Annotated in this window: 20 protein-coding genes and 1 pseudogene; 17 read left to right on the forward strand and 4 right to left on the reverse strand. The window is 70.4% G+C overall.

Going from position 1 to position 17,151, the window contains the following annotated elements:
• The first annotated feature begins 110 nt into the window (after positions 1–110).
• The 5 genes and pseudogenes from L0966_RS10255 to L0966_RS10275 all read left to right on the forward strand — a co-directional run bounded on the left by L0966_RS10255 (position 111) and on the right by L0966_RS10275 (position 3,690).
• Entirely contained in the window at positions 111–299 is a 189-nt protein-coding gene (locus L0966_RS10255; protein ID WP_234051803.1) for a hypothetical protein, read from the forward strand.
• 88 nt (positions 300–387) lie between these two features.
• The gene (locus tag L0966_RS10260) at positions 388–585 is read left to right on the forward strand and encodes a hypothetical protein (RefSeq protein WP_234051804.1); all 198 of its coding nucleotides are present in this window, start codon (positions 388–390) and stop codon (positions 583–585) included.
• Positions 586–588: 3 nt separating this feature from the next.
• On the forward strand, positions 589–1,122 hold the full coding sequence (locus tag L0966_RS10265) for an HK97 family phage prohead protease (protein ID WP_234051805.1): 534 nt from the start codon (positions 589–591) through the stop codon (positions 1,120–1,122).
• Between the two features lie 35 nt (positions 1,123–1,157).
• Positions 1,158–2,417 (forward strand): phage major capsid protein, encoded by a 1,260-nt coding sequence (locus tag L0966_RS10270; RefSeq protein ID WP_234051806.1) that lies wholly within the window; start codon positions 1,158–1,160, stop codon positions 2,415–2,417.
• Positions 2,418–2,944: 527 nt separating this feature from the next.
• Positions 2,945–3,690, forward strand: a pseudogene (locus tag L0966_RS10275) (IS5 family transposase).
• Positions 3,691–3,865: 175 nt separating this feature from the next.
• Here the strand turns inward: L0966_RS10275 and L0966_RS10280 are convergent.
• A complete protein-coding gene (locus L0966_RS10280; RefSeq protein ID WP_234051922.1) occupies positions 3,866–4,681 on the reverse strand; it encodes a lytic transglycosylase domain-containing protein in 816 nt (271 codons plus the stop codon).
• Positions 4,682–4,830: 149 nt separating this feature from the next.
• Positions 4,831–5,589 carry a trypsin-like serine protease gene (locus tag L0966_RS10285; RefSeq protein WP_234051807.1) on the reverse strand — a complete coding sequence of 253 codons (759 nt, stop codon included), beginning with the start codon at positions 5,587–5,589 and terminating at the stop codon, positions 4,831–4,833.
• A gap of 72 nt (positions 5,590–5,661) precedes the next feature.
• Here L0966_RS10285 and L0966_RS10290 point away from each other — a divergent pair, with 72 nt between their 5' ends.
• The 8 genes from L0966_RS10290 (at position 5,662) to L0966_RS10325 (ending at position 9,102) form a co-directional block, all read left to right on the forward strand.
• On the forward strand, positions 5,662–6,219 hold the full coding sequence (locus L0966_RS10290) for a head-tail connector protein (protein ID WP_234051808.1): 558 nt from the start codon (positions 5,662–5,664) through the stop codon (positions 6,217–6,219).
• Positions 6,216–6,539, forward strand: coding sequence for a head-tail adaptor protein (locus L0966_RS10295; protein WP_234051809.1), 324 nt, complete (start codon positions 6,216–6,218; stop codon positions 6,537–6,539). Before L0966_RS10290 ends, L0966_RS10295 begins: the two co-directional genes overlap by 4 nt.
• A complete protein-coding gene (locus L0966_RS10300) occupies positions 6,536–6,856 on the forward strand; it encodes a hypothetical protein (RefSeq protein ID WP_234051810.1) in 321 nt (106 codons plus the stop codon). The genes L0966_RS10295 and L0966_RS10300 overlap by 4 nt, the downstream gene beginning before the upstream one ends.
• Positions 6,853–7,272, forward strand: a complete 420-nt coding sequence (locus L0966_RS10305; RefSeq protein WP_234051811.1) for a DUF3168 domain-containing protein — start codon at positions 6,853–6,855, stop codon at positions 7,270–7,272. Before L0966_RS10300 ends, L0966_RS10305 begins: the two co-directional genes overlap by 4 nt.
• Before the next feature lie 112 nt (positions 7,273–7,384).
• Complete coding sequence (locus L0966_RS10310) at positions 7,385–7,792, forward strand: phage major tail protein, TP901-1 family (RefSeq protein ID WP_234051812.1); 408 nt, start codon at positions 7,385–7,387, stop codon at positions 7,790–7,792.
• 23 nt (positions 7,793–7,815) lie between these two features.
• On the forward strand, positions 7,816–8,163 hold the full coding sequence (locus tag L0966_RS10315) for a gene transfer agent family protein (RefSeq protein WP_234051813.1): 348 nt from the start codon (positions 7,816–7,818) through the stop codon (positions 8,161–8,163).
• The gene (locus L0966_RS10320) at positions 8,160–8,384 is read left to right on the forward strand and encodes a rcc01693 family protein (RefSeq protein WP_255683959.1); all 225 of its coding nucleotides are present in this window, start codon (positions 8,160–8,162) and stop codon (positions 8,382–8,384) included. Before L0966_RS10315 ends, L0966_RS10320 begins: the two co-directional genes overlap by 4 nt.
• A gap of 55 nt (positions 8,385–8,439) precedes the next feature.
• On the forward strand, positions 8,440–9,102 hold the full coding sequence (locus L0966_RS10325) for a phage tail tape measure protein (RefSeq protein WP_234051815.1): 663 nt from the start codon (positions 8,440–8,442) through the stop codon (positions 9,100–9,102).
• Between the two features lie 109 nt (positions 9,103–9,211).
• Here the strand turns inward: L0966_RS10325 and L0966_RS10330 are convergent, their stop codons facing one another.
• Together L0966_RS10330 and L0966_RS10335 are read right to left on the reverse strand one after the other, a co-directional pair.
• Positions 9,212–9,613, reverse strand: coding sequence for a porin (locus L0966_RS10330; protein ID WP_234051816.1), 402 nt, complete (start codon positions 9,611–9,613; stop codon positions 9,212–9,214).
• 335 nt (positions 9,614–9,948) lie between these two features.
• On the reverse strand, positions 9,949–10,998 hold the full coding sequence (locus L0966_RS10335) for a hypothetical protein (RefSeq protein ID WP_234051817.1): 1,050 nt from the start codon (positions 10,996–10,998) through the stop codon (positions 9,949–9,951).
• A gap of 108 nt (positions 10,999–11,106) precedes the next feature.
• Here L0966_RS10335 and L0966_RS10340 point away from each other — a divergent pair, with 108 nt between their 5' ends.
• Genes L0966_RS10340 through L0966_RS10355 form a run of 4 tightly spaced genes read left to right on the forward strand, consistent with a single transcriptional unit; the run spans position 11,107 to position 17,067 of the window.
• The gene (locus tag L0966_RS10340) at positions 11,107–11,748 is read left to right on the forward strand and encodes a DUF2460 domain-containing protein (protein WP_234051818.1); all 642 of its coding nucleotides are present in this window, start codon (positions 11,107–11,109) and stop codon (positions 11,746–11,748) included.
• 26 nt (positions 11,749–11,774) lie between these two features.
• On the forward strand, positions 11,775–12,659 hold the full coding sequence (locus tag L0966_RS10345) for a DUF2163 domain-containing protein (protein ID WP_234051819.1): 885 nt from the start codon (positions 11,775–11,777) through the stop codon (positions 12,657–12,659).
• On the forward strand, positions 12,656–13,108 hold the full coding sequence (locus tag L0966_RS10350; RefSeq protein WP_234051820.1) for an NlpC/P60 family protein: 453 nt from the start codon (positions 12,656–12,658) through the stop codon (positions 13,106–13,108). The genes L0966_RS10345 and L0966_RS10350 overlap by 4 nt, the downstream gene beginning before the upstream one ends.
• A gap of 47 nt (positions 13,109–13,155) precedes the next feature.
• Positions 13,156–17,067 carry a glycoside hydrolase/phage tail family protein gene (locus L0966_RS10355; protein WP_234051821.1) on the forward strand — a complete coding sequence of 1,304 codons (3,912 nt, stop codon included), beginning with the start codon at positions 13,156–13,158 and terminating at the stop codon, positions 17,065–17,067.
• The last annotated feature ends 84 nt before the right edge of the window (positions 17,068–17,151 follow it).

A 17,151-nucleotide genomic window follows, 5' to 3' on the forward strand; every position in this document is an offset into this window, starting at 1 on the left:
CCGCGGGTCCAGACGGCGGCAGGCATATTGCGCGCCAGATCCAACGCCCCGCCGCTCTCGCCCCGGGGGGCGGGACGCGACCAACCGCCGTGCTGAAGGCTTGAGGCCCGATGGATACCGTCATCCGCACCTTCGCCGAGCGGGGCGATCTCGCGCATCTGGCGCTGCTGGTGTGGGCGTTGTCGGCCTCGCTCGCCTTCTGGCGGGTGCTCTCCGAGCTCGCCCGCGCCACGCGCCGGTTCGATGATTTCGTGCGGGAGCTCGCCCGCTTCAATGCCCGCCACAACGGCAAAGGCTGAGCCGCGCAAAGGCTCCGTCGCCTGAGGCTTTCCGCGCCGTCGCCTGCCGCGCGGCGCCGTCTTCACGCCTGACATCCGGAGAAATTCCATGCGTGCCCCCTTCCAGAAGGCGCCGGCGCCGCGCATCCGCGCGCTCGGCGGCGCCCCCTCGCGCGCCAAGGCGCCGGGCCCGGCCCAGAACGCGCCCTCGGCCGGCAAGGTGTTCCGCGAATTCGTCGCCACCCTGGAGAAGCTCGACAAGAGCCGCCGCCGCAAGAAGCCCGGCGCCACGGGCGGGGAGGGCTGAGGCATGGATGAGACGATCTTTCTACCCCCATCCGCCGAGGGGCTGGTCATTGAGGGGCACGCCTGCCTGTTCGGGGTGGTGGATCTCGGCCGCGACATGGTCTTGCCCGGCGCCTTCGCCGAAAGCCTGGCCCGGGGCGCCGCCGTGCGCATGCTCTACCAGCACGACCCGGCCGAGCCCATCGGCGTGTGGACCGACATCCGCGAGGATGCGCGCGGCCTTTATGTGCGCGGCCGGCTCTCCCCCGCGGTGGCCCGCGCCCGCGAATGCGCGGCCCTGGTGCGCGAAGGCGCGCTCGATGGCCTCTCCATCGGCTTCAAGGCCGTGGAGGCCCGCACCGATCCCAAGACGCGGGTGCGCCGGCTCTCCCGCATCGATCTGTGGGAGGTCTCCATCGTCACCTTCCCCATGCAGCCCGGCGCCCGTCTCGCGCCGGTCGAGCCGGCTCTCGCTCCCGGTTTCGCGCCGAGCCTGCCGCCCGCTCTGGCGCTGGCCGGCGCCACCCGCCGCCTGCGCGCCAGCCTTGCGGCCCGCTGAACTGCCCTTTTCGTTGTAACCCTTGAGGATGTCCCATGCCTAATGCCGTCAGCGCCCCCGAGACCAAAGTGGCCGCGCCCGATTTCGCCGGTGCCGAGGCGCGTTCCGCCCTGGCCGATTTCCTGTCCGCCTTCGAGGACTACAAGGCCACCAATGATGCCCGCCTCTCGCAGATGGAGCGGCGCGGTGCGGATGCCCTCACCCTCGACCAGCTCGGCCGCATCGACGCCGCGCTCGATGCCCACCAGGCGCGGCTCGATGCCCTGGCCACCAAGGCCCGCCGCCCGGCCCTGGGCGGCGCGCCTGAGCGCTCGGTGGCGGCGAGCGCCCATGCCTCGGCCTTCGACACCTATGTGCGCCACGGCGAGGCCGGCGGCCTGAAGGCGCTGGAAGCGAAGGCGCTCTCCTCCGGCTCCGGGGTCGATGGCGGCTATCTGGTGCCGGTCGAGGTCGAGAGCGAGGTCGGTCGGCGCCTTTCGACCCTGTCGCCCATTCGCGCCATCGCCTCGGTGCGGACCATGGGCACGGGCATCTACCGCAAGCCGTTCATGACCTCCGGCCCCGTCAGCGGCTGGGCGGCGGAGACGGCGGCGCGCCCGCAGACCGACAGCCCGGTGCTGGCCGCCCTCGATTATCCGGCCATGGAGCTTTATGCCATGCCCGCCGCCACCCAGGCGCTGCTGGACGATGTCCAGGTGAATGTGGACGACTGGCTGGCCGAGGAGGTGGACACCGTCTTCGCCGAGCAGGAGGGCGCGGCCTTCATCAATGGCGATGGCGTGGCCAAGCCCAAGGGCTTCCTGGCCTATGACAAGGTGGCGGAAAGCGCCTGGGCCTGGGACAAGGTGGGCTATGTGGCCACCGGCGCCGCCGGCGCCTTTCCCGGCGCGGATGCGGGGGATCGGCTCATCGACCTCGTCTATGCGCTGAAGGGCGGCTATCGCCAGAATGCCAGCTTCGTCATGAACCGGCGCACCCAGTCGGCCGTGCGCAAGCTGAAGGATGAGAACGGCAATTATCTGTGGGCCCCGCCGCCGGTGGCGGGCCAGGGCGCCAGCCTCATGGGCTTTCCCGTGGTGGAAAGCGAGGACATGCCCGACATCGCGGCCGATGCCTTCCCCATCGCCTTCGGCGACTTCCAGCGGTTCTACCTGGTGGTGGACCGGGCGGGGATGCGGGTGCTGCGCGACCCGTACTCCGCCAAGCCCTACGTGCTGTTCTATACCACCAAGCGGGTCGGCGGCGGCATCATGGACTTCGACGCGGCCAAGCTGCTGAAGTTCGCCGCGAGCTGAGGGAGGCAGGCGGCGCGCGCGGGGCGCGCCGCCTCCTTCGCGGGGAGAGGACAAGGGGGCTCTCCTGACACAGGGGCGCCGGCGGCGCCTGCGCCCCCTCCGACGGTTGCGGGGATGGAGCGCCATTGCGGCTCCGGTGAACCGTTCAGCTCGGATCACGGGGACACGCGAGGCCATCAGACCCGGGTCGACGCACAGGATCCGCGTGCGGTATGGCCGATCTGGGGCGGACGCATGAGGAAAGGCGGGGCCGCTTTGCCCTCTTCTCCCGCGATCTCACCGGCGCGGATGGGTGCGCATGATCGGGGGCATTGCCGCGCCGCTCGCACGGCGCCCGCCTCAGTGGCTCGAAGCCGCTCGGGCCGGTGGCTGCGGGTGCGTCTTGCGCTGCTCACTTGAGGGGGTAGCTCCTGGTGAAATCAAAAGGGATGTTCGCGCGGCTCTTCGCGCACTCCTGGGGTGTGGGCCCATAAACGGTTCGTTGTTGGGCCCGGGTCGTGTTTCACGGCTTCCGAAGGGAAGGCGAGATGAACTGGGGCCTTTTCTCGCTAACGGATGCGCAGTTCGCGCGGACTGAACCCCATCTGCCGAAGGACACGTGCGGGCTACCTCGTGTCGAGGACCGCAGGGTGGTCAGCGGGATTATTCTTGTCCTGAAATCCGGCGGACGCTGGGTCGATGCCTCGGTCGACTGGGGCCCACGCAAAACCCGTACAACCGCTGTGCCCGCCGGGTCGCCTTAGGGGGCGACTTCCACGCGTTCACCGGAGCCGGCGGGCCGCCTGCGCGAGTTCTGATCGACAGTTCCGCCGTCAAGGACCACCGCTCGGCCTCGGGCGGGAAAGGGGAGCGCGCGCCGGCTATCGTCCGCTCCCCTGGCGGGGCGCACGACCGAGATTCACGTGCTGACCGAGCTTAGCTGCCGGTCTGTCGCCTTTCTGCTCACCGGCGGCCCGGTGGCCGATTGCATGGCTGCGGCGACGTTGCTCCAGCAGATGCCGAATGCCCGCATCATGTATGGGGACAAAGGCTATGACAGCAACGCGGTTCGCCCTCAGGTGCACGAGGCGCGTTCCATGCCGAACATCCCGCCAATGCCCACCGGCGTTGGAGACCCTGCTTCTCTGTGGCGCTGTACCGCGACCGCAACGTCATCGAACCTATGTTGTAGTGCCTGAAGGACCTGCGGCGTATCGCGATCCGCTACCACCGTCTGGCCGTCAACTTTCCCACTGCTGCCTGCATTGCCGCGACAGTCAGCCATTGGTTATGAATCTGCACCCCAAGGCATGGCCGCCGCGGATGCCGCGGGGGCATCGCAACGCCGCTGGCGCGGAGCGCCGCGGTCGCCTCGGGCGGAGGATGGTGATGCCAATGGCTGTGCGCGGCGTCGCGTTCCTGGAAGGGGTGGGACCTGGGCGAGGCCGGAGGCGGGCGCCGTTGAGCCCTCAGTTCGGCAGCACGATGCAGGGGCCGCCGGCCTTGCGCAGGCGGGTGCACAGGGCGTTGGCTTCCGACCGCGTCTGGGCCGGCAGGCGCACGCGATAGAAGGTGCGCGCACCGCGGCCCGCCATGCGGGTGGCGACGATCACCGGCACCGCATCGCCGAAAACCGATTGATATTTGCCCGCCGCGCGCTGGAACGATGACAGAGCCAGATCCTTGGAGAAGTTTCCGGAGATCTGCACGCCCCAGGGTGCGAAGAGGGCATTGGGCCCGGCATCGGGCGCGGGCGTCCCCTGGCGCAGGCTGGCGAGGGTGACGAGGCAGGTCGCGTCCGCTTCTTCGGGCGGGACATCCCCGCTCCGTTTCAGGGCGGCCCAGTCGTCAGCGGTGCGGCCGGTGATGAGGCGCACATACGCACGGGTCTCGCGGGGCAGGCCGCCGCCGGCCAGGAAGGCTGACACGCGGCCCGGCCCCCCATTATAGGCCGCCGCCGCAAGGCCGAGATTGCCGAACTGCCGCCGCAGATCGGCCAGCAGCGCCGCCGAGGCGGGAATGGCCTCTTCCGGGTCGAACGGGTTGGAGAGGCCGCGCTCCCGCGCCGTGCCCGGCATGAACTGGGCGATGCCCTGGGCGCCCGCGCGGCTCACCACATGGGGGCGAAACGAGCTTTCACGCCAGATCAGCCGCGTGAGGAAGGTGGCCGGGAGGCCGCTCCGCGCCGCCGCGCCGTCGATCAGGCGGCACAGCGCGCCATCGATGGTTTCGCCTTTGGCCGTGTCGCCGCTGCCGGGAGATCCGGAGGGCGGGGGTGCTGTCATGGGCGGCTGGGGAGCATCATTCGCGAGGCCGTCGACCGCTTGCGCCTCGGCCGGCGCGGGAGTGCCCGCCAGCGCGCCGAGCAGCAGGAGGCCGGCGGCAATACCGCGGCGCGCCGTCCGCATGGGAAGGGGCGACGCCGCGGCCATGGTCAGCGGCCGATGGGGCTGCCGAGGGCAGCGGCGGTGGAGGTGATCCAATCGCGGTGGATGGACACCAGCGTCACGCCGGTGACGCCGCCGCAGCCGCGTGTGCCGCCGGGTCCCGTGGCCCAGCCGATAACGCCGGCCACCGTCCCGTCTTGGAAGGCCGGGCCGCCGGAATCGCCGGTGCAGGCGCCGGCCGCGCCCTGGCCCGCTGAAAGGCGCACCATGATGCCCCCGGTGGTGCCAATGGAAGGCAGGTTCACCGTGCGCAGGGTGCCGGCGGTCTTGGTGGCGCCGTCCGCCGTCACACCGAACCCGGCGAGGGTGAAGGGCGTGCCCTTGGCCGGCAGCCCCGTGGCGGCGGTGAGCGCCACCGGGTGAAAGCGCGGTGGCAGCGGCGATGCCAGCTTGACGAGGGCGAGGTCGGGTGTGGGCCTGCGGGTGCGGAACTGGTCCGCGTTGAAGCGCGGATGCACCTCGACCCGCGCCGCCGGGATCAGCCGGGGCGGACCCTCACCCACGATGGCCACCGCATAGTCCGCCTGGGGCTCCACGCAGTGAGCGGCGGTCAGCAGCAGGTCCGGCGCCAGGACGGTGCCGGTGCAGACCGCGCCGCGGGTGGAAACCACCATGGCCGCGTGCGCCTCCAGGGTGGGGTCGGCCGGCGCGCCGCCCACCATGGCCCGCGCGGGAAGCGCGGCGCCGATGGTGGCCGCGAGGAGGACGACGGCGCAGGACGCGCGCAGGGGAGCAAAGCCGATCATGGGCGCGTTCTGCCGCTCCGGCTCCCCACCGTCAATGGCGCCGCGCAGGTTCAATCTCAATGGAGACCGAGCATGGCAGAACTTCTCGCCGGCCCCGCCGCCGAGCCGCTGACCCGCGCCGAGGCGAAATCCTTCCTGCGCATCGACCATGACGACGAGGATGCGCTGGTCGATGCCCTCATCGTCGCCGCCCGGCGCATGGTGGAGGCGGCCACGGGCCGCGTGCTGCTGGAGCAGACCTGGTGCTTTGGCCGTGAGGCCTGGCCGCTCAGCGGCGTCATTCCGGCCCCCGTGGCCCCGGTGCGCACGATCGTCTCCGCAATCGTGTCCCTGGCCGATGGGCACACGGTGGAGGTGCCCGAAGGGGTGCTCAGCCTGAAGGCGGATCGCGCGCCCGCGCTCATCCATGTGGATCTCGCCCGCGCGCCGCAGCCGGGAGCGGGCGGCATCGCGATCACCATCACCGCCGGCTATGGCGCGACCGCCGCCGCCGTGCCGGCCGACCTGATGCAGGCGGTGCGGCTGGTGATGGCGCATTTCTATGAGTTCCGCGACGGCTCGGGCGACGCCTTGTCACTGCCCGACACCGTCGGCGCGCTGCTGGCGCCCTACCGCTTGGTGCGGCTGTGAGCGCGGTGGCGGCCCTGCGTCAGCGCCTGACGCACCAGACCTATGTGGACACCGCCGACGGCGCCGGCGGCATCTCCCGCACCTTCCTGTCCGTGGATCGGCTGTGGGGGGCGGTGGAGACGGCGTCTACCGAGTTCGGCATCGGCGAGGAGCGCGCCCGCGCGTCCCATGTCGTGCGCATTACGGTGCGCTCGCCCAACACCATCGCGCCCGGGGATCGGCTGCTGCTGGGCACCCGGACGTTCCATGTGGAGGCGGTGCGGGATGCGGATGGGCGCGGGCGCTTCTCCCTCTGCCGCTGCCGGGAGGAGCAGCCATGAAGGTGAGCATTTCCAGTCGCGGCGTCGAGGGCTTGGCCGCGCGCCTTGCCGCGCAGGTTCTTCCCCCGGTGGCGGAAAAGGTCGCTGGCCAGGCCTCCGATGCGCTTGCACGGGAGATTGCCACGGCGACCGGCGCCGCCCCGCAGCAGGCCGGCACCCCATCGCGCCCGCTGGTGCGGGTCACCGACCCCGCCGTGCTCGATCGCGTGCGGGGTGATGCGGCGCATGCGGGAGACCCGGTGCTCGATCGCGTGCGCCTCGCTTTCACGCGCCGGCCAGCGCAGCCCGCCCCGACCCCGGAGGGGACGACGCCATGAGCGTGCCGCTGACGAGCCCCGCCTTGAGCCTGCGCAAGGCCATCCATGCGGCCCTGTGCGCCGACGCTCCGCTGGTGGCGCTGCTTGGCGGCGCGCGCATCCATGACGTGCCGCCGAAGGATGCGGTCTTTCCTTTCGTCGCCCTCGGCGAGGCTGTGGTGAGCGACTGGTCCACGGCCACGGAGGCCGGTACCGAGCATGCGCTGACCCTGCACGCTTTCTCCCGCAGTGGTGGGCGGGGCGAGGCCTTCGCCCTTGCCGCCGCCGTGCAGGAGGCGCTGCACGATGCGCCTCTCTCCCTCCAGGGCCATCGGCTGGCCAATCTGCGCGCCACGACCAGCGAGGTGGTGCGCGAGAAGGATGGGCGCACGTTTCACGCCCTGGTGCGGTTCCGCGCCGTCACCGAGCCTGTGTGAAGCTCGGGCGGCTATACGCCCCACACTTCCAACCACTTGAAGCCACGCATCTTTCCGCCGCGATCCGAAGCCGGTCGGGCGGAAGGGGGCCGGCTACCCATCGGAGATCGCCATGAGTGCGCAGAAGGGCAAGGACCTGTTGTTGAAGATCCACGACGGCACGGCCTTCGTGACGGTGGCGGGGCTGCGCTCGCGCACGCTCGCCTTCAACGCGCAGAGTGTGGACGTGACCCATTCGGAATCCGCCGGCCGCTGGCGCGAGCTGCTGGATGGCGCGGGCGTCAAGCGCGCGAGCGTCTCGGGATCGGGCGTGTTCAAGGATGCCGCGTCCGATGCGCTGGTGCGGCAGATGTTCTTCAACGGCGCGCTGGCGAGCTGCCAGATCCTGGTGCCCGACTTCGGCACCATCACCGGCAGTTTTCAGGTCACCGCCCTGGAGATCGCGGCCGAGCATGACCGTGAGGTCACCTTCGACCTGACCTTGGAGAGCGCTGGCGAGATCGCCTTCGCCGCCCTGTGAGATCACGTTCGGAGGACATGACCATGGCCAATATCCGACGCGGCGAGATCGCGGCCGTCATGGACGGCCGGCCGCGCGTTCTGGTGCTGACCCTCGGCGCGCTGGCGGAGCTTGAGGCCGCCTTCGGCGTGGCCGATCTCATGGCGCTGGCCGAGCGTTTCGAGCGTGGCCGCCTCGGCGCCCGCGACGCCGCGCGCATTCTGTGCGCCGGCCTGCGCGGCGCGGGAGAGGACGTGACGCTGGCCGATGTGGAACGCATGCGGGTGGAGGACGGCGCCGCTGGCTTCGTGCGCATCGTCGCCGCCTTGCTCGCAGCCACGTTCGGCGCGGCGGAGGCCGCTCTCCCCCCTCCGCCGCCGCAGGAGGCCTGACCCGGCCCCCCACCGAGCCCCGCGCCTTTCCGTGGGACGAGGCCATGGGGCTGGGACTGGGCATCCTGCGGCTGCCCCCGGAGGACTTCTGGCGCATGACACCGCGAGAGCTGGCGGCGGCGGCCGGCGTGCTTTCCCCGCGCCCGCCGGCCGTGCTGCGCCGCGCGGATCTCGCGGCGCTGATGGCCCGCTTTCCCGATGCGCCGTCGGGCCCGCTCTGAAATCGAGGCCCCGATGCGCGCGCTTCGGGGGCTACCGCCGTGAAAGGACATAAGGATGAGCGAGACCGTCGATATCGCCGTATCCGTCGATACGCGGGAGGCCAAGGCCGCCTTGGGGGAGATGGAGGTTTCAGCCAAGGGGCTGGCCAGCGCCCTCGGCTCCGCCTTCACCGGCCTGGTGGTGAAGGGCAAGGACCTGAGCACGGTCATCGAGCAGCTCGGGGTGCGGCTCTCCAACATGGCGCTGACCGCCGCGCTGAAACCCCTGGAGAGCGGGCTTACCGCGTTGCTGTCCGGCGCCACGAGCGGGCTGGGCTTCGCCAAGGGTGGGGTGTTTGAGGGGGGAGCGGTGCTGCCCTTTGCCAAAGGCGGCGTGTTCTCGGGCGGCGTGTTCTCGGGTGGGGTGGGGCAGGGGGCGGCGCCGCTTTCCGAGGCGCGCGTTCGCCCCTTCGCCCGTGGCGGCGTGGTGGCGGCGCCCACCTATTTTCCGCTCAGCGGGGCGTCGTTCGGCCTGATGGGTGAGAAGGGCGCGGAAGCCATCATGCCCCTGACCCGTGGCGCCGATGGCAGCCTGGGTGTGCGACAGGTGGAGGGAGGCGCGCGGGCGCAGGTGACGGTGAATGTGGCGACGCCGGATCTCTCGGCCTTTCGCCGCTCCGACGCCTATCTTTCCGGCCTGGTGGCGCGGGCCGTAGGGCGCGCGCAGCGGGGAGCCTGACGGTGCCCTGAGCGCGGTTTCGAGTTATGGGGGCGCGGCTCGCATCAAGAAAGCGCGTTCGCTCAATAAGATCCGGCGTTTCCCTTGTTCCAGGACACGGGGAAGGGTCCTAGCGCGCCTGCCTCCAGGGATCAGATGTCGACCCTTGGGAGCTGTTGGACGAACTGCTGCCGAGCTCAGTGGCGCTGTTGCCGAAGCTTCCCGTGTTGGACACGCTGCGCCCGCTGCCCGCATCCATCCGCACCGCGCCCTGCATGCGCACGCAGGTATCCGAGCCGGGCATCTTCATGAAGCCCTCGCCCAGCGCTGCGCAATCCGCGCTCTTGGTGGGAGCCTTCTGCGCATAGGCCGCGCCGGACGCGGCGATGAGGGTGGCCGTGATCGCAACCGCATACGCGGTCGTGAACAGGCATGGCCGGCCTGCGGCGAAGGTTCCCGTGCGCCAAGCCGCTGTGCGCTTCCCCAGTTGGCCGGCGGCGATGGAAGACGCGGGTGAGGCAGATGACAACATGGTGGACCACAGCCTTCAAAATGCGCCGCGGGGGCGCGGCCCTTGCGGAGCCGGTGGCGCCCCATCGCTCCCGCCACATCGCTTGAAGCTTGGATTTGCGACAGGCCCTTCAGTCGGCCCCGGCGGGCGCGCATTGGGAATGCCTCTATCCTGCCGAGCGACTATGGCACAGGCCTGCGCCCTCACCAATGCTGCCTTTGCGGGAGGGGAGGGGCTGAAAGCTGCGCCCTCCACCGCACGAATGCGAAGCTGTCACGAGCGACTTCTCGCCTCGGGGAATGATCCCGAGGCGTCATTACGTGTTCTGCTTCCGCCGGCCTTGCGCGGCCGGTGTGTCACGCCTTGGCGGCGGCCTTCGCCTTGGTCTTGGGCGCGGCCTTCTTCGCGGGGGACGGCTCAGCCTTCGCTTCGACAGGCTTTTTCACCGACGCGGCCTTCTTCGTCGCCTCGCCCTTGGGCTCCGCCGGCTTGGTCGCCACAGGCTTGGCGGCTTCCGACTTTGTGGATGTCGACTTCGCAGGGGCCGACTTTACAGGGGATGACTCGGCAGGTGCCGACTTGGCCGCGGCAGGCTTTGCGCCAGTTGCCTTGGAGGCTGGGGACTTGGCCGCTGACGACTTGGCTGCTGACGACTTGGCAGCCGGTGCCTTCGCGGCAGCGGGCTTGGTGGTCGCGGCCTTGGTCGCAGCCGGCTTCGAGGCCGCCGACTTGGCCCCCCCAGCCTTCGCAGGCTCGACTTTGGCGAGCTCACTTTTCGCCTTGGGGGCGACCTTGGCCTTTGTCGGGGCGGTGGCGGGCTCCGCAGGAGCTTCCTTCGCCAGAGCGGCCTTGGAGGCCGGGGCCTTGGTGGCGACAGTCTTCGCCGCGGCGGCCTTGGCGGTCATCCCGTCCTTAGCGCCCTTGGTCGCGCTGGGCTTGGCTGCGGTTGCCTTCGCGGCAGTCGCCTTGGCGGGGGCGGCCTTGGCAGCAGCAGCCTTGGCAGGCTCTGCGGCCTTGGCGAGGGGCTTGGTGGTTGCCGCTTTCGGGGCGGCTTCCTTGCTGGTGGGGGCCTTGGCGGCTTTCACAGCTGCCGGCTTGATTGCGGCGGGGGCGCCGGCTTCCGCGACCTTGACCTTGGAGGCCGCAGCCTTCGTCGCGGTCGGCTTGGCAATCGTTTTGGCGACGGGCTTCGTCGCGGGCTTCTCGATCGCGGCTTTCTCGGTCGCAGTTTTCGTGGTCGCAGTTTTCGTGGTCGCGGTTTTCTTAACGGCGGCCGTGGCGGCGGTCTTCACGGAGGCGGTCTTCACTGAGGTCTTGGCTGCCGGGGCTGCCTTGACCGGATCCGCCTTCGTCGCGGCCGGTTCTTCAGCCGCAGCCGCAGGCTTCTTCGCGGGCTTCGTAGCCATGCATCTGCTCCATCCTCATCGAGGCGATGAAAGTCAAGGCGCGGGATAAAACTATGTCAAGGCTGTTTCTATTGGCTGGGGTGAAGAATTGGGGATGGGAGGGATCAAATGGCCGCCTTCCATGACGTTCTGTTTCCCATGGATGTGGCGCTTGGGGCCTCCGGCGGTCCCGAGCGGGTCACGCAGGTGATCACCACGGCCACCGGGCGCGAGGAACGCAACACACGGCTCGCTGATTCGCGCCGCCGCTGGGATGCCGGCTATGGGGTGAAAACCCTTGCCGCCCTGGCCGAGGTGGTGGCGTTTTTCGAGGAGCGGCGGGGGCGCCTCTATGGCTTCCGCTGGCGCGACCGGCTGGACCACAGCTCGGCCCCGCCGGGCGCGGCGCCGAGCCCCCTTGACCAGCCGCTGGCGGTTGGCGATGGCGCCACCGCCAGCTTCGCCCTCACGAAGACCTATGGCGCCCTCCATGCGCCCTATGCGCGCCCCATTTCCAAGCCGGTCGCCGGCACGGTGCGCGTGGCGGTGGACGGGGTCGAACAGGCGTCCGGCGCGGCCTTTTCGCTGGATGCCGGCAGCGGGCGCATCCTCTTCCTCGACGGCCATGTTCCGTCGGCCGGAGCGGTGGTGACGGCGGGCTTCCTGTTCGATGTGCCGGTGCGCTTCGACACCGATTTCCTGGAGGTGAACCTTTCCGCCTTCGCGGCCGGCGAAATCCCGCGCATTCCGGTCATCGAGATCCGGATCTGAATTTTCCCAAGACGTTGGAGGATGCCATGCGCACCCTGGACCCGGCGCTCGCCACCCATCTGGCGGGCGGCGCCACCACCTTGTGCCACGGCTGGCGGCTCACGCGGCGCGACGGCACCGTGCTCGGCTTCACCGATCATGATCGCGATCTTCTGTTCGACGGCCTGATGCTGAAGGCCGCCTCCGGCATCGCCTCGTCGGAAAGCGCCGCCGCGGAGGGGCTGGCGGTGACCGGCAGCGAGCTCTCCGGCGCCCTCACGGCCGATGCGCTGAGCGAAGATGATCTCGCTGCGGGGCTCTATGACGGCGCGGATATCGAGCTCTATTTGCTCAACTGGTCGGATCCGGCCATGCGCCTTCTCCTGCGCCGGGGCACCATCGGCGAGGTGAAGCGGGAGGATGGCCGCTTCACGGCGGAAATCCGCGCCTTGACCGATGCGCTGAACCAGAAGCGCGGGCGCGTGTTCGGCACCCGCTGCGACGCGGATTTCGGAGATGCGCGGTGCGGGCTGGACCTTGTCGCCCACACGGGCGTCGGCACCGTGAGCGCGGTGGAAGGGGCGCTGCGCCTGACCGTGGCCGGTGTTTCCGCCTTCGCTGCGGAGACGCTGGCGCGCGGGCGGCTGGAGTTCACGGACGGCGCCAATTCCGGCTTCGCCACCGAGATCAAGGGCCACACGCGGAATGGCGCTCTCGCCGTGCTGCGCCTGTGGCAGCGCCCGCCGTTCGCGGTGGCGGCGGGGGACCGCGTGCGTGTGAGCGCGGGTTGCGACAAGCAGTTCGCCACCTGCCGTGACCGCTTCGCCAATGCCCTGAACTTCCGCGGCTTTCCCCATATGCCGGGCAACGATTTCGTCATCTCCGTCGCGCTGTCCGGGGAGGGGGGATATGATGGGAGCCTGCTGGAATGAGCCGCCATCTCACCCGTGACGTGCTGGTGGCGGAAGCGCGCGACTGGGTCGGCACTCCCTACCGCCATCGCGCCTCGCTGAAGGGGCGGGGGGCCGATTGCCTGGGCCTCGTGCGCGGCGTGTGGCGCGCGTGCGTGGGCCCGGAGCCGGAGCCGCTTCCGCCCTATGCGCCCGACTGGGCGGAGGCCAGCCGGCGCGAGACCCTGGCGGACACGGCGCGGCGCCATCTGGTGCCGCTCGATGTGTCGCAGGCCGGGCCCGGCGATGTGGTCCTGTTCCGCTTCCGCGCCCATCTGCCGGCCAAGCACGCGGCCATTTTGAGTGGCGGCGGCCAGATGATCCACGCCTATGACGGCGCAAACGTGTGCGAGACCGCGCTGACCCCGTGGTGGCGCCGGCGCCTGGCCTTTGCGTTCCGCTTTCCCGGCCTTGCCGATCCCGAGGCGTGACCGGGCGACGGCTGCTCTCCTTTTCTCCATCATTGCGAGGATCTGTCATGGCGACCCTGCTTCTCGGCGCGGCCGGAGGGCTGGTGGGCGGCGCGCTGTTCGGCCCCCTGGGTGCGGTGGCCGGGCGGGCACTGGGCGCGCTCGGCGGCGCGGTGCTCGATCAGACCCTCCTGGGCGGCAATCGCACCGCGTCGAGCGAGGGCACGCGCCTCAGCGACCTGGAGGTGATGGCCTCGACGCCCGGGGCGTCCATCCCCCGGCTCTATGGCCGCGCGCGCCTGTCCGGGCAGGTCATCTGGGCCACCCGCCTCACCGAGATCAAGAGCACCAGCAGCCAGTCCGTGGGCGGCAAGGGCGGCAGCCTCTCGGCCAAGTCCAGCGCCGTCACCTACACCTATTACGCCAATTTCGCGGTCGCCTTGTGCGAGGGGCCCATCTCCCGCATCGGCCGCATCTGGGCCGATGGCAAGCTCCTGGAGCTGGCCGGCCTGTCCATCCGCCGGCACCTGGGTGGCGAGACGCAGGCGGCCGATACGTGGATTTCGGCCAAGCAGGGCGGCGCCGGAACCCCCGCCTATCGCGGCATCGCCTATCTGGTGTTCGAAAATCTCGAGCTAACCGATTTCGGCAATCGCCTGCCGCAGATCACCGTGGAAGTGGAACGTGCCGTGGGCGACCTGGAACAGCAGGTGCGGGCGGTCACCCTCATCCCCGGCGCCACCGAGTTCGGCTACGACACCATGGCCACCATCCAGGTCTATGGCGGCGGCAGCTACGGTCCGGAGGCCCGCCATGTCTCCACCGCCGCCAGCGATTTCAACGCGGCCGTCGAGCAGCTTCTGGCGGCCTGCCCGAACCTGGAGCGGGTGTCGCTGGTGGTGGCGTGGTTCGGCGACGATCTCAGGGCGGGCCACTGCCGCGTGCGTCCCAAATGCGAGCGCGCCTTGAAGTCCACCTTTCCCGATGAGTGGTCGGTGGGCGGCTTCACGCGCCTGCTGCTGCCGGCCGTGTCCCGCTATGACGGCCGCGCGGCCTATGGCGGCACGCCCTCTGACCTCACCGTTATCCGCGCCATCCGCCGGCTCAATGCGGCGGGGGTGAAGGTGACGCTCAACCCGTTCGTGATGATGGATATTCCGTCCACCAACACGCTGCCGGACCCCTGGAGCGGCGCGAGCAGCCAGCCGCCCCATCCCTGGCGGGGCCGCATCGTGTGCGATCCCGCGCCGGGGCGCGCCGGATCGGTGGAGGGCACCAGCGCGTGCGCGGACCAGGTGGAGGCCCTGTTCGGCGCCGCGCGGGCGACGGATTTCCTGCGCCTGGGCGACCTCGTGCTCTATCTGGGCGCGGCGGAGTGGAGCCTGCGCCGCATGGTGCTGCATTATGCCCACCTGGCGGTCGCGGCTGGCGGGGTGGAGGCGATCCTCGTTGGCTCCGAGATGGAGGCCCTGACGCGGCTGCGTGGCGGCGACGGCGGCTTCCCCGCCGCCACGGCCCTCGCGGCCCTCGCCGAGGATGTGAAGGCGGTGGTGGGGGAGGGCACGCAGGTGTCCTACGGCGCCAACTGGACCGAGTATGGCGCCCAGGCCTTTGATGATGGCGATGTGCGGTTTCCGCTGGATGCGGTGTGGGCCTCGCCGGCGGTCGATTTCGTGGGCATCGACTATTACCCGCCCATCACCGACTGGCGCGATGGCTCCGCCCATCTGGACGCGGGGCTGGCGCGCGCCATCACCGATCCGGCCTATCTCAAGGGGCGGCTGCGGGCGGGTGAGGCTTTCGACTGGTTCTATGCGAGCGATGCGGACCGCGACGCCCAAAGGCGCACCCCCATCACCGACGGCGCCTATGGCGAGCCCTGGGTCTATCGCCAGAAGGATTTGTGGTCGTGGTGGGCCAATGTCCATCACGAGCGCATCGCGGGCGTGCGGGCCGGGAGCCCGACGGCTTATGTGCCCGCGGGCAAGCCCATTCGCCTGATGGAGGCCGGCTGCGCCGCGGTGGATAAGGGGCCGAACCGGCCCAGCGCCTTTCCCGATGCCAAGTCGTCGGAAAATGCGCTGCCGCCCTATTCCACCGGCAATCGCGACGACATGGTGCAGCGGCGGACGCTGGAAGCGATCCTCGCCACCTTCGATCCGGCCGCCGGGGCGAGCCTCGCCGACAACCCGGCCGCGCCGCTCTATGGCGGGCGGATGGTGGAGGCGGGCTGCGTGTTCTTGTGGACCTGGGACGCGCGGCCCTATCCCCAATTCCCCCTGCTCTCGAACGTGTGGGGCGACGGTGACAACTGGAACACCGGCCACTGGCTCACCGGCCGCCTGGGCTCGGCGCCCCTCGACGGGCTGGTGCGGGCCCTGTGCGCGGATTTCGGCGTCGAGGTGGACACGGCGCGCCTGTCGGGCGTGGTGGAAGGCTATGTGGTGGCCGACCCCATGTCCGCCCGCACGGCGCTGGAGCCGCTCGCGCGCGCCTTCTCCTTCGAGGCGGCGGAGCAGGGTGGCGGCATCGTCTTCCACCAGCGCGGCGATGGCACGGTATCAGACCTCGGCGTGGACGACCTTGTGCAGCCCGATGATGAAGGCGCCCTCATCTCCCTGACCCGCGCGCAGGAAAGCGAGCTGCCGCTGGAGGTCACCGTCGGGTTCATCGATCCGCTGCACGATTTCCGCAAGGCCACCGTCTCGTCCCGACGCCTGGCGGGCCGCAGCCGCCATGTGACGGAGGCGGACCTTGCTCTCGTGGCGGCGCCCAATGTGATGGTGCGGGCCGCCGACATGTGGCTCCAGGACCTTTGGGCCTCCCGCGAGACGGTGAGCTTCAGCCTGCCGCCGTCCCATGTGGGCCTGATGCCGGGAGACGTGGTCCGGCTTACCCTCGACGGGCGCGAGCGGCTGCTGGAAATCACCCGGGTCGAGGAGGCGGAGGCGCGGGCGATCACCGCCCGTTCCATCGAGCCCGAGGTGTTCGACACTGCGCTCGACACCCTGCCGGCGGGCAGTGTCGCGGTGCCCACCGTTTCGGGGCCGCCGGCGGTGGTGGTGCTGGACCTGCCAACGACGGTGTCTGCTGATCCGCTGCCGCTGCAATATCTTGCCGCCGCCGCCGCGCCCTGGCCGGGCACGCTCGCCGTCTGGCGCTCCGGGGATGGCGAGAGTTTCGAGACGCTGGGGGCGGTCAGCGCCTCGTCCGCCCTTGGCTCCTTGCTTGCGGCCCTGCCGCCGGGGCCGGCCTGGCGGTTCGACCGCTTCAACACCCTGCTGGTGCAGGTGGACAGCTCGCAATTGGTTTCGGCCAGCGAAAGCCAGGTGCTGGCAGGTGCCAATGTGCTGGCGCTATTCGCGGATGGGCGGACGCCGGAGCTCGTCCAGTTCACCGAGGCCGAACTGGTGGATACCAACACCTACCGCCTCTCCGGCCTGTTGCGCGGTCGCGCGGGCACCGAGGCGGCGGGGGCCGAAACCTGGCCCGAGGGCACGCGGGCGCTGTTGCTGGACGGGACGGTGGTGACCGTGGCCAGCGGCCTCTCGGCCGTGGGGCGCAGCTCCATCTACCGGGTCGGCCCCGCCAGCGGCGACTATGGCGGGGACGACGTGACCGAGGTGAGCGCCACCGTCACCGGCAGCGCCTTGCTGCCCCTCTCTCCGGTGCATCTGAAGGCGCGGCGCACCCCGGCGGGCATCGTCATCAACTTCACGCGCCGCACCCGTGTGGACGGTGACGGCTGGGACGTGGTGGAGGTGCCTCTGGGCGAGGCCAGTGAGGCCTATCGGGTGGAAATCCTCGCAGGCACCACCGTGGTGCGCATCCTTGCGGCCGCCAGCACCGAGGTCACTTACCCCAATGCCGCGGAGCTGGCGGATTTCGGCGCCGTGCAGAGCAGTCTCACGGTGCGGGTGCGCCAGCTCTCCGCCACCGTCGGGGCGGGCGCCGCAGCCGTGCGCACGCTGGTCCTCTGACCGGATGGAGGGACGCCCTGTCGCGGTGTGCCTCCTTATTTTCACGGGCCGCGCGCCCGGATCACATCCTTAACCCGGAGCACG

Origin of the sequence: Xanthobacter sp. NM-59 (genome assembly GCF_021401125.1) — a bacterium.
Taxonomy (GTDB): Bacteria; Pseudomonadota; Alphaproteobacteria; order Rhizobiales; family Xanthobacteraceae; genus Xanthobacter.

What these genes read in the sequence shown, in the direction of transcription:
- L0966_RS10355 (WP_234051821.1), top strand. Translation starts at nt 13,156, where the DNA reads ATGGCGACCCTGCTTCTCGGCGCGGCCGGAGGGCTGGTGGGCGGCGCG.
- L0966_RS10305 (WP_234051811.1), top strand. Translation starts at nt 6,853, where the DNA reads ATGAGCGTGCCGCTGACGAGCCCCGCCTTGAGCCTGCGCAAGGCCATC.
- L0966_RS10310 (WP_234051812.1), top strand. Translation starts at nt 7,385, where the DNA reads ATGAGTGCGCAGAAGGGCAAGGACCTGTTGTTGAAGATCCACGACGGC.
- L0966_RS10285 (WP_234051807.1), bottom strand. Translation starts at nt 5,589, where the DNA reads ATGATCGGCTTTGCTCCCCTGCGCGCGTCCTGCGCCGTCGTCCTCCTC.
- L0966_RS10300 (WP_234051810.1), top strand. Translation starts at nt 6,536, where the DNA reads ATGAAGGTGAGCATTTCCAGTCGCGGCGTCGAGGGCTTGGCCGCGCGC.
- L0966_RS10330 (WP_234051816.1), bottom strand. Translation starts at nt 9,613, where the DNA reads ATGTTGTCATCTGCCTCACCCGCGTCTTCCATCGCCGCCGGCCAACTG.
- L0966_RS10315 (WP_234051813.1), top strand. Translation starts at nt 7,816, where the DNA reads ATGGCCAATATCCGACGCGGCGAGATCGCGGCCGTCATGGACGGCCGG.
- L0966_RS10290 (WP_234051808.1), top strand. Translation starts at nt 5,662, where the DNA reads ATGGCAGAACTTCTCGCCGGCCCCGCCGCCGAGCCGCTGACCCGCGCC.
- L0966_RS10255 (WP_234051803.1), top strand. Translation starts at nt 111, where the DNA reads ATGGATACCGTCATCCGCACCTTCGCCGAGCGGGGCGATCTCGCGCAT.
- L0966_RS10325 (WP_234051815.1), top strand. Translation starts at nt 8,440, where the DNA reads ATGAGCGAGACCGTCGATATCGCCGTATCCGTCGATACGCGGGAGGCC.
- L0966_RS10335 (WP_234051817.1), bottom strand. Translation starts at nt 10,998, where the DNA reads ATGGCTACGAAGCCCGCGAAGAAGCCTGCGGCTGCGGCTGAAGAACCG.
- L0966_RS10340 (WP_234051818.1), top strand. Translation starts at nt 11,107, where the DNA reads ATGGCCGCCTTCCATGACGTTCTGTTTCCCATGGATGTGGCGCTTGGG.
- L0966_RS10280 (WP_234051922.1), bottom strand. Translation starts at nt 4,681, where the DNA reads ATGACAGCACCCCCGCCCTCCGGATCTCCCGGCAGCGGCGACACGGCC.
- L0966_RS10270 (WP_234051806.1), top strand. Translation starts at nt 1,158, where the DNA reads ATGCCTAATGCCGTCAGCGCCCCCGAGACCAAAGTGGCCGCGCCCGAT.
- L0966_RS10345 (WP_234051819.1), top strand. Translation starts at nt 11,775, where the DNA reads ATGCGCACCCTGGACCCGGCGCTCGCCACCCATCTGGCGGGCGGCGCC.
- L0966_RS10265 (WP_234051805.1), top strand. Translation starts at nt 589, where the DNA reads ATGGATGAGACGATCTTTCTACCCCCATCCGCCGAGGGGCTGGTCATT.
- L0966_RS10350 (WP_234051820.1), top strand. Translation starts at nt 12,656, where the DNA reads ATGAGCCGCCATCTCACCCGTGACGTGCTGGTGGCGGAAGCGCGCGAC.
- L0966_RS10260 (WP_234051804.1), top strand. Translation starts at nt 388, where the DNA reads ATGCGTGCCCCCTTCCAGAAGGCGCCGGCGCCGCGCATCCGCGCGCTC.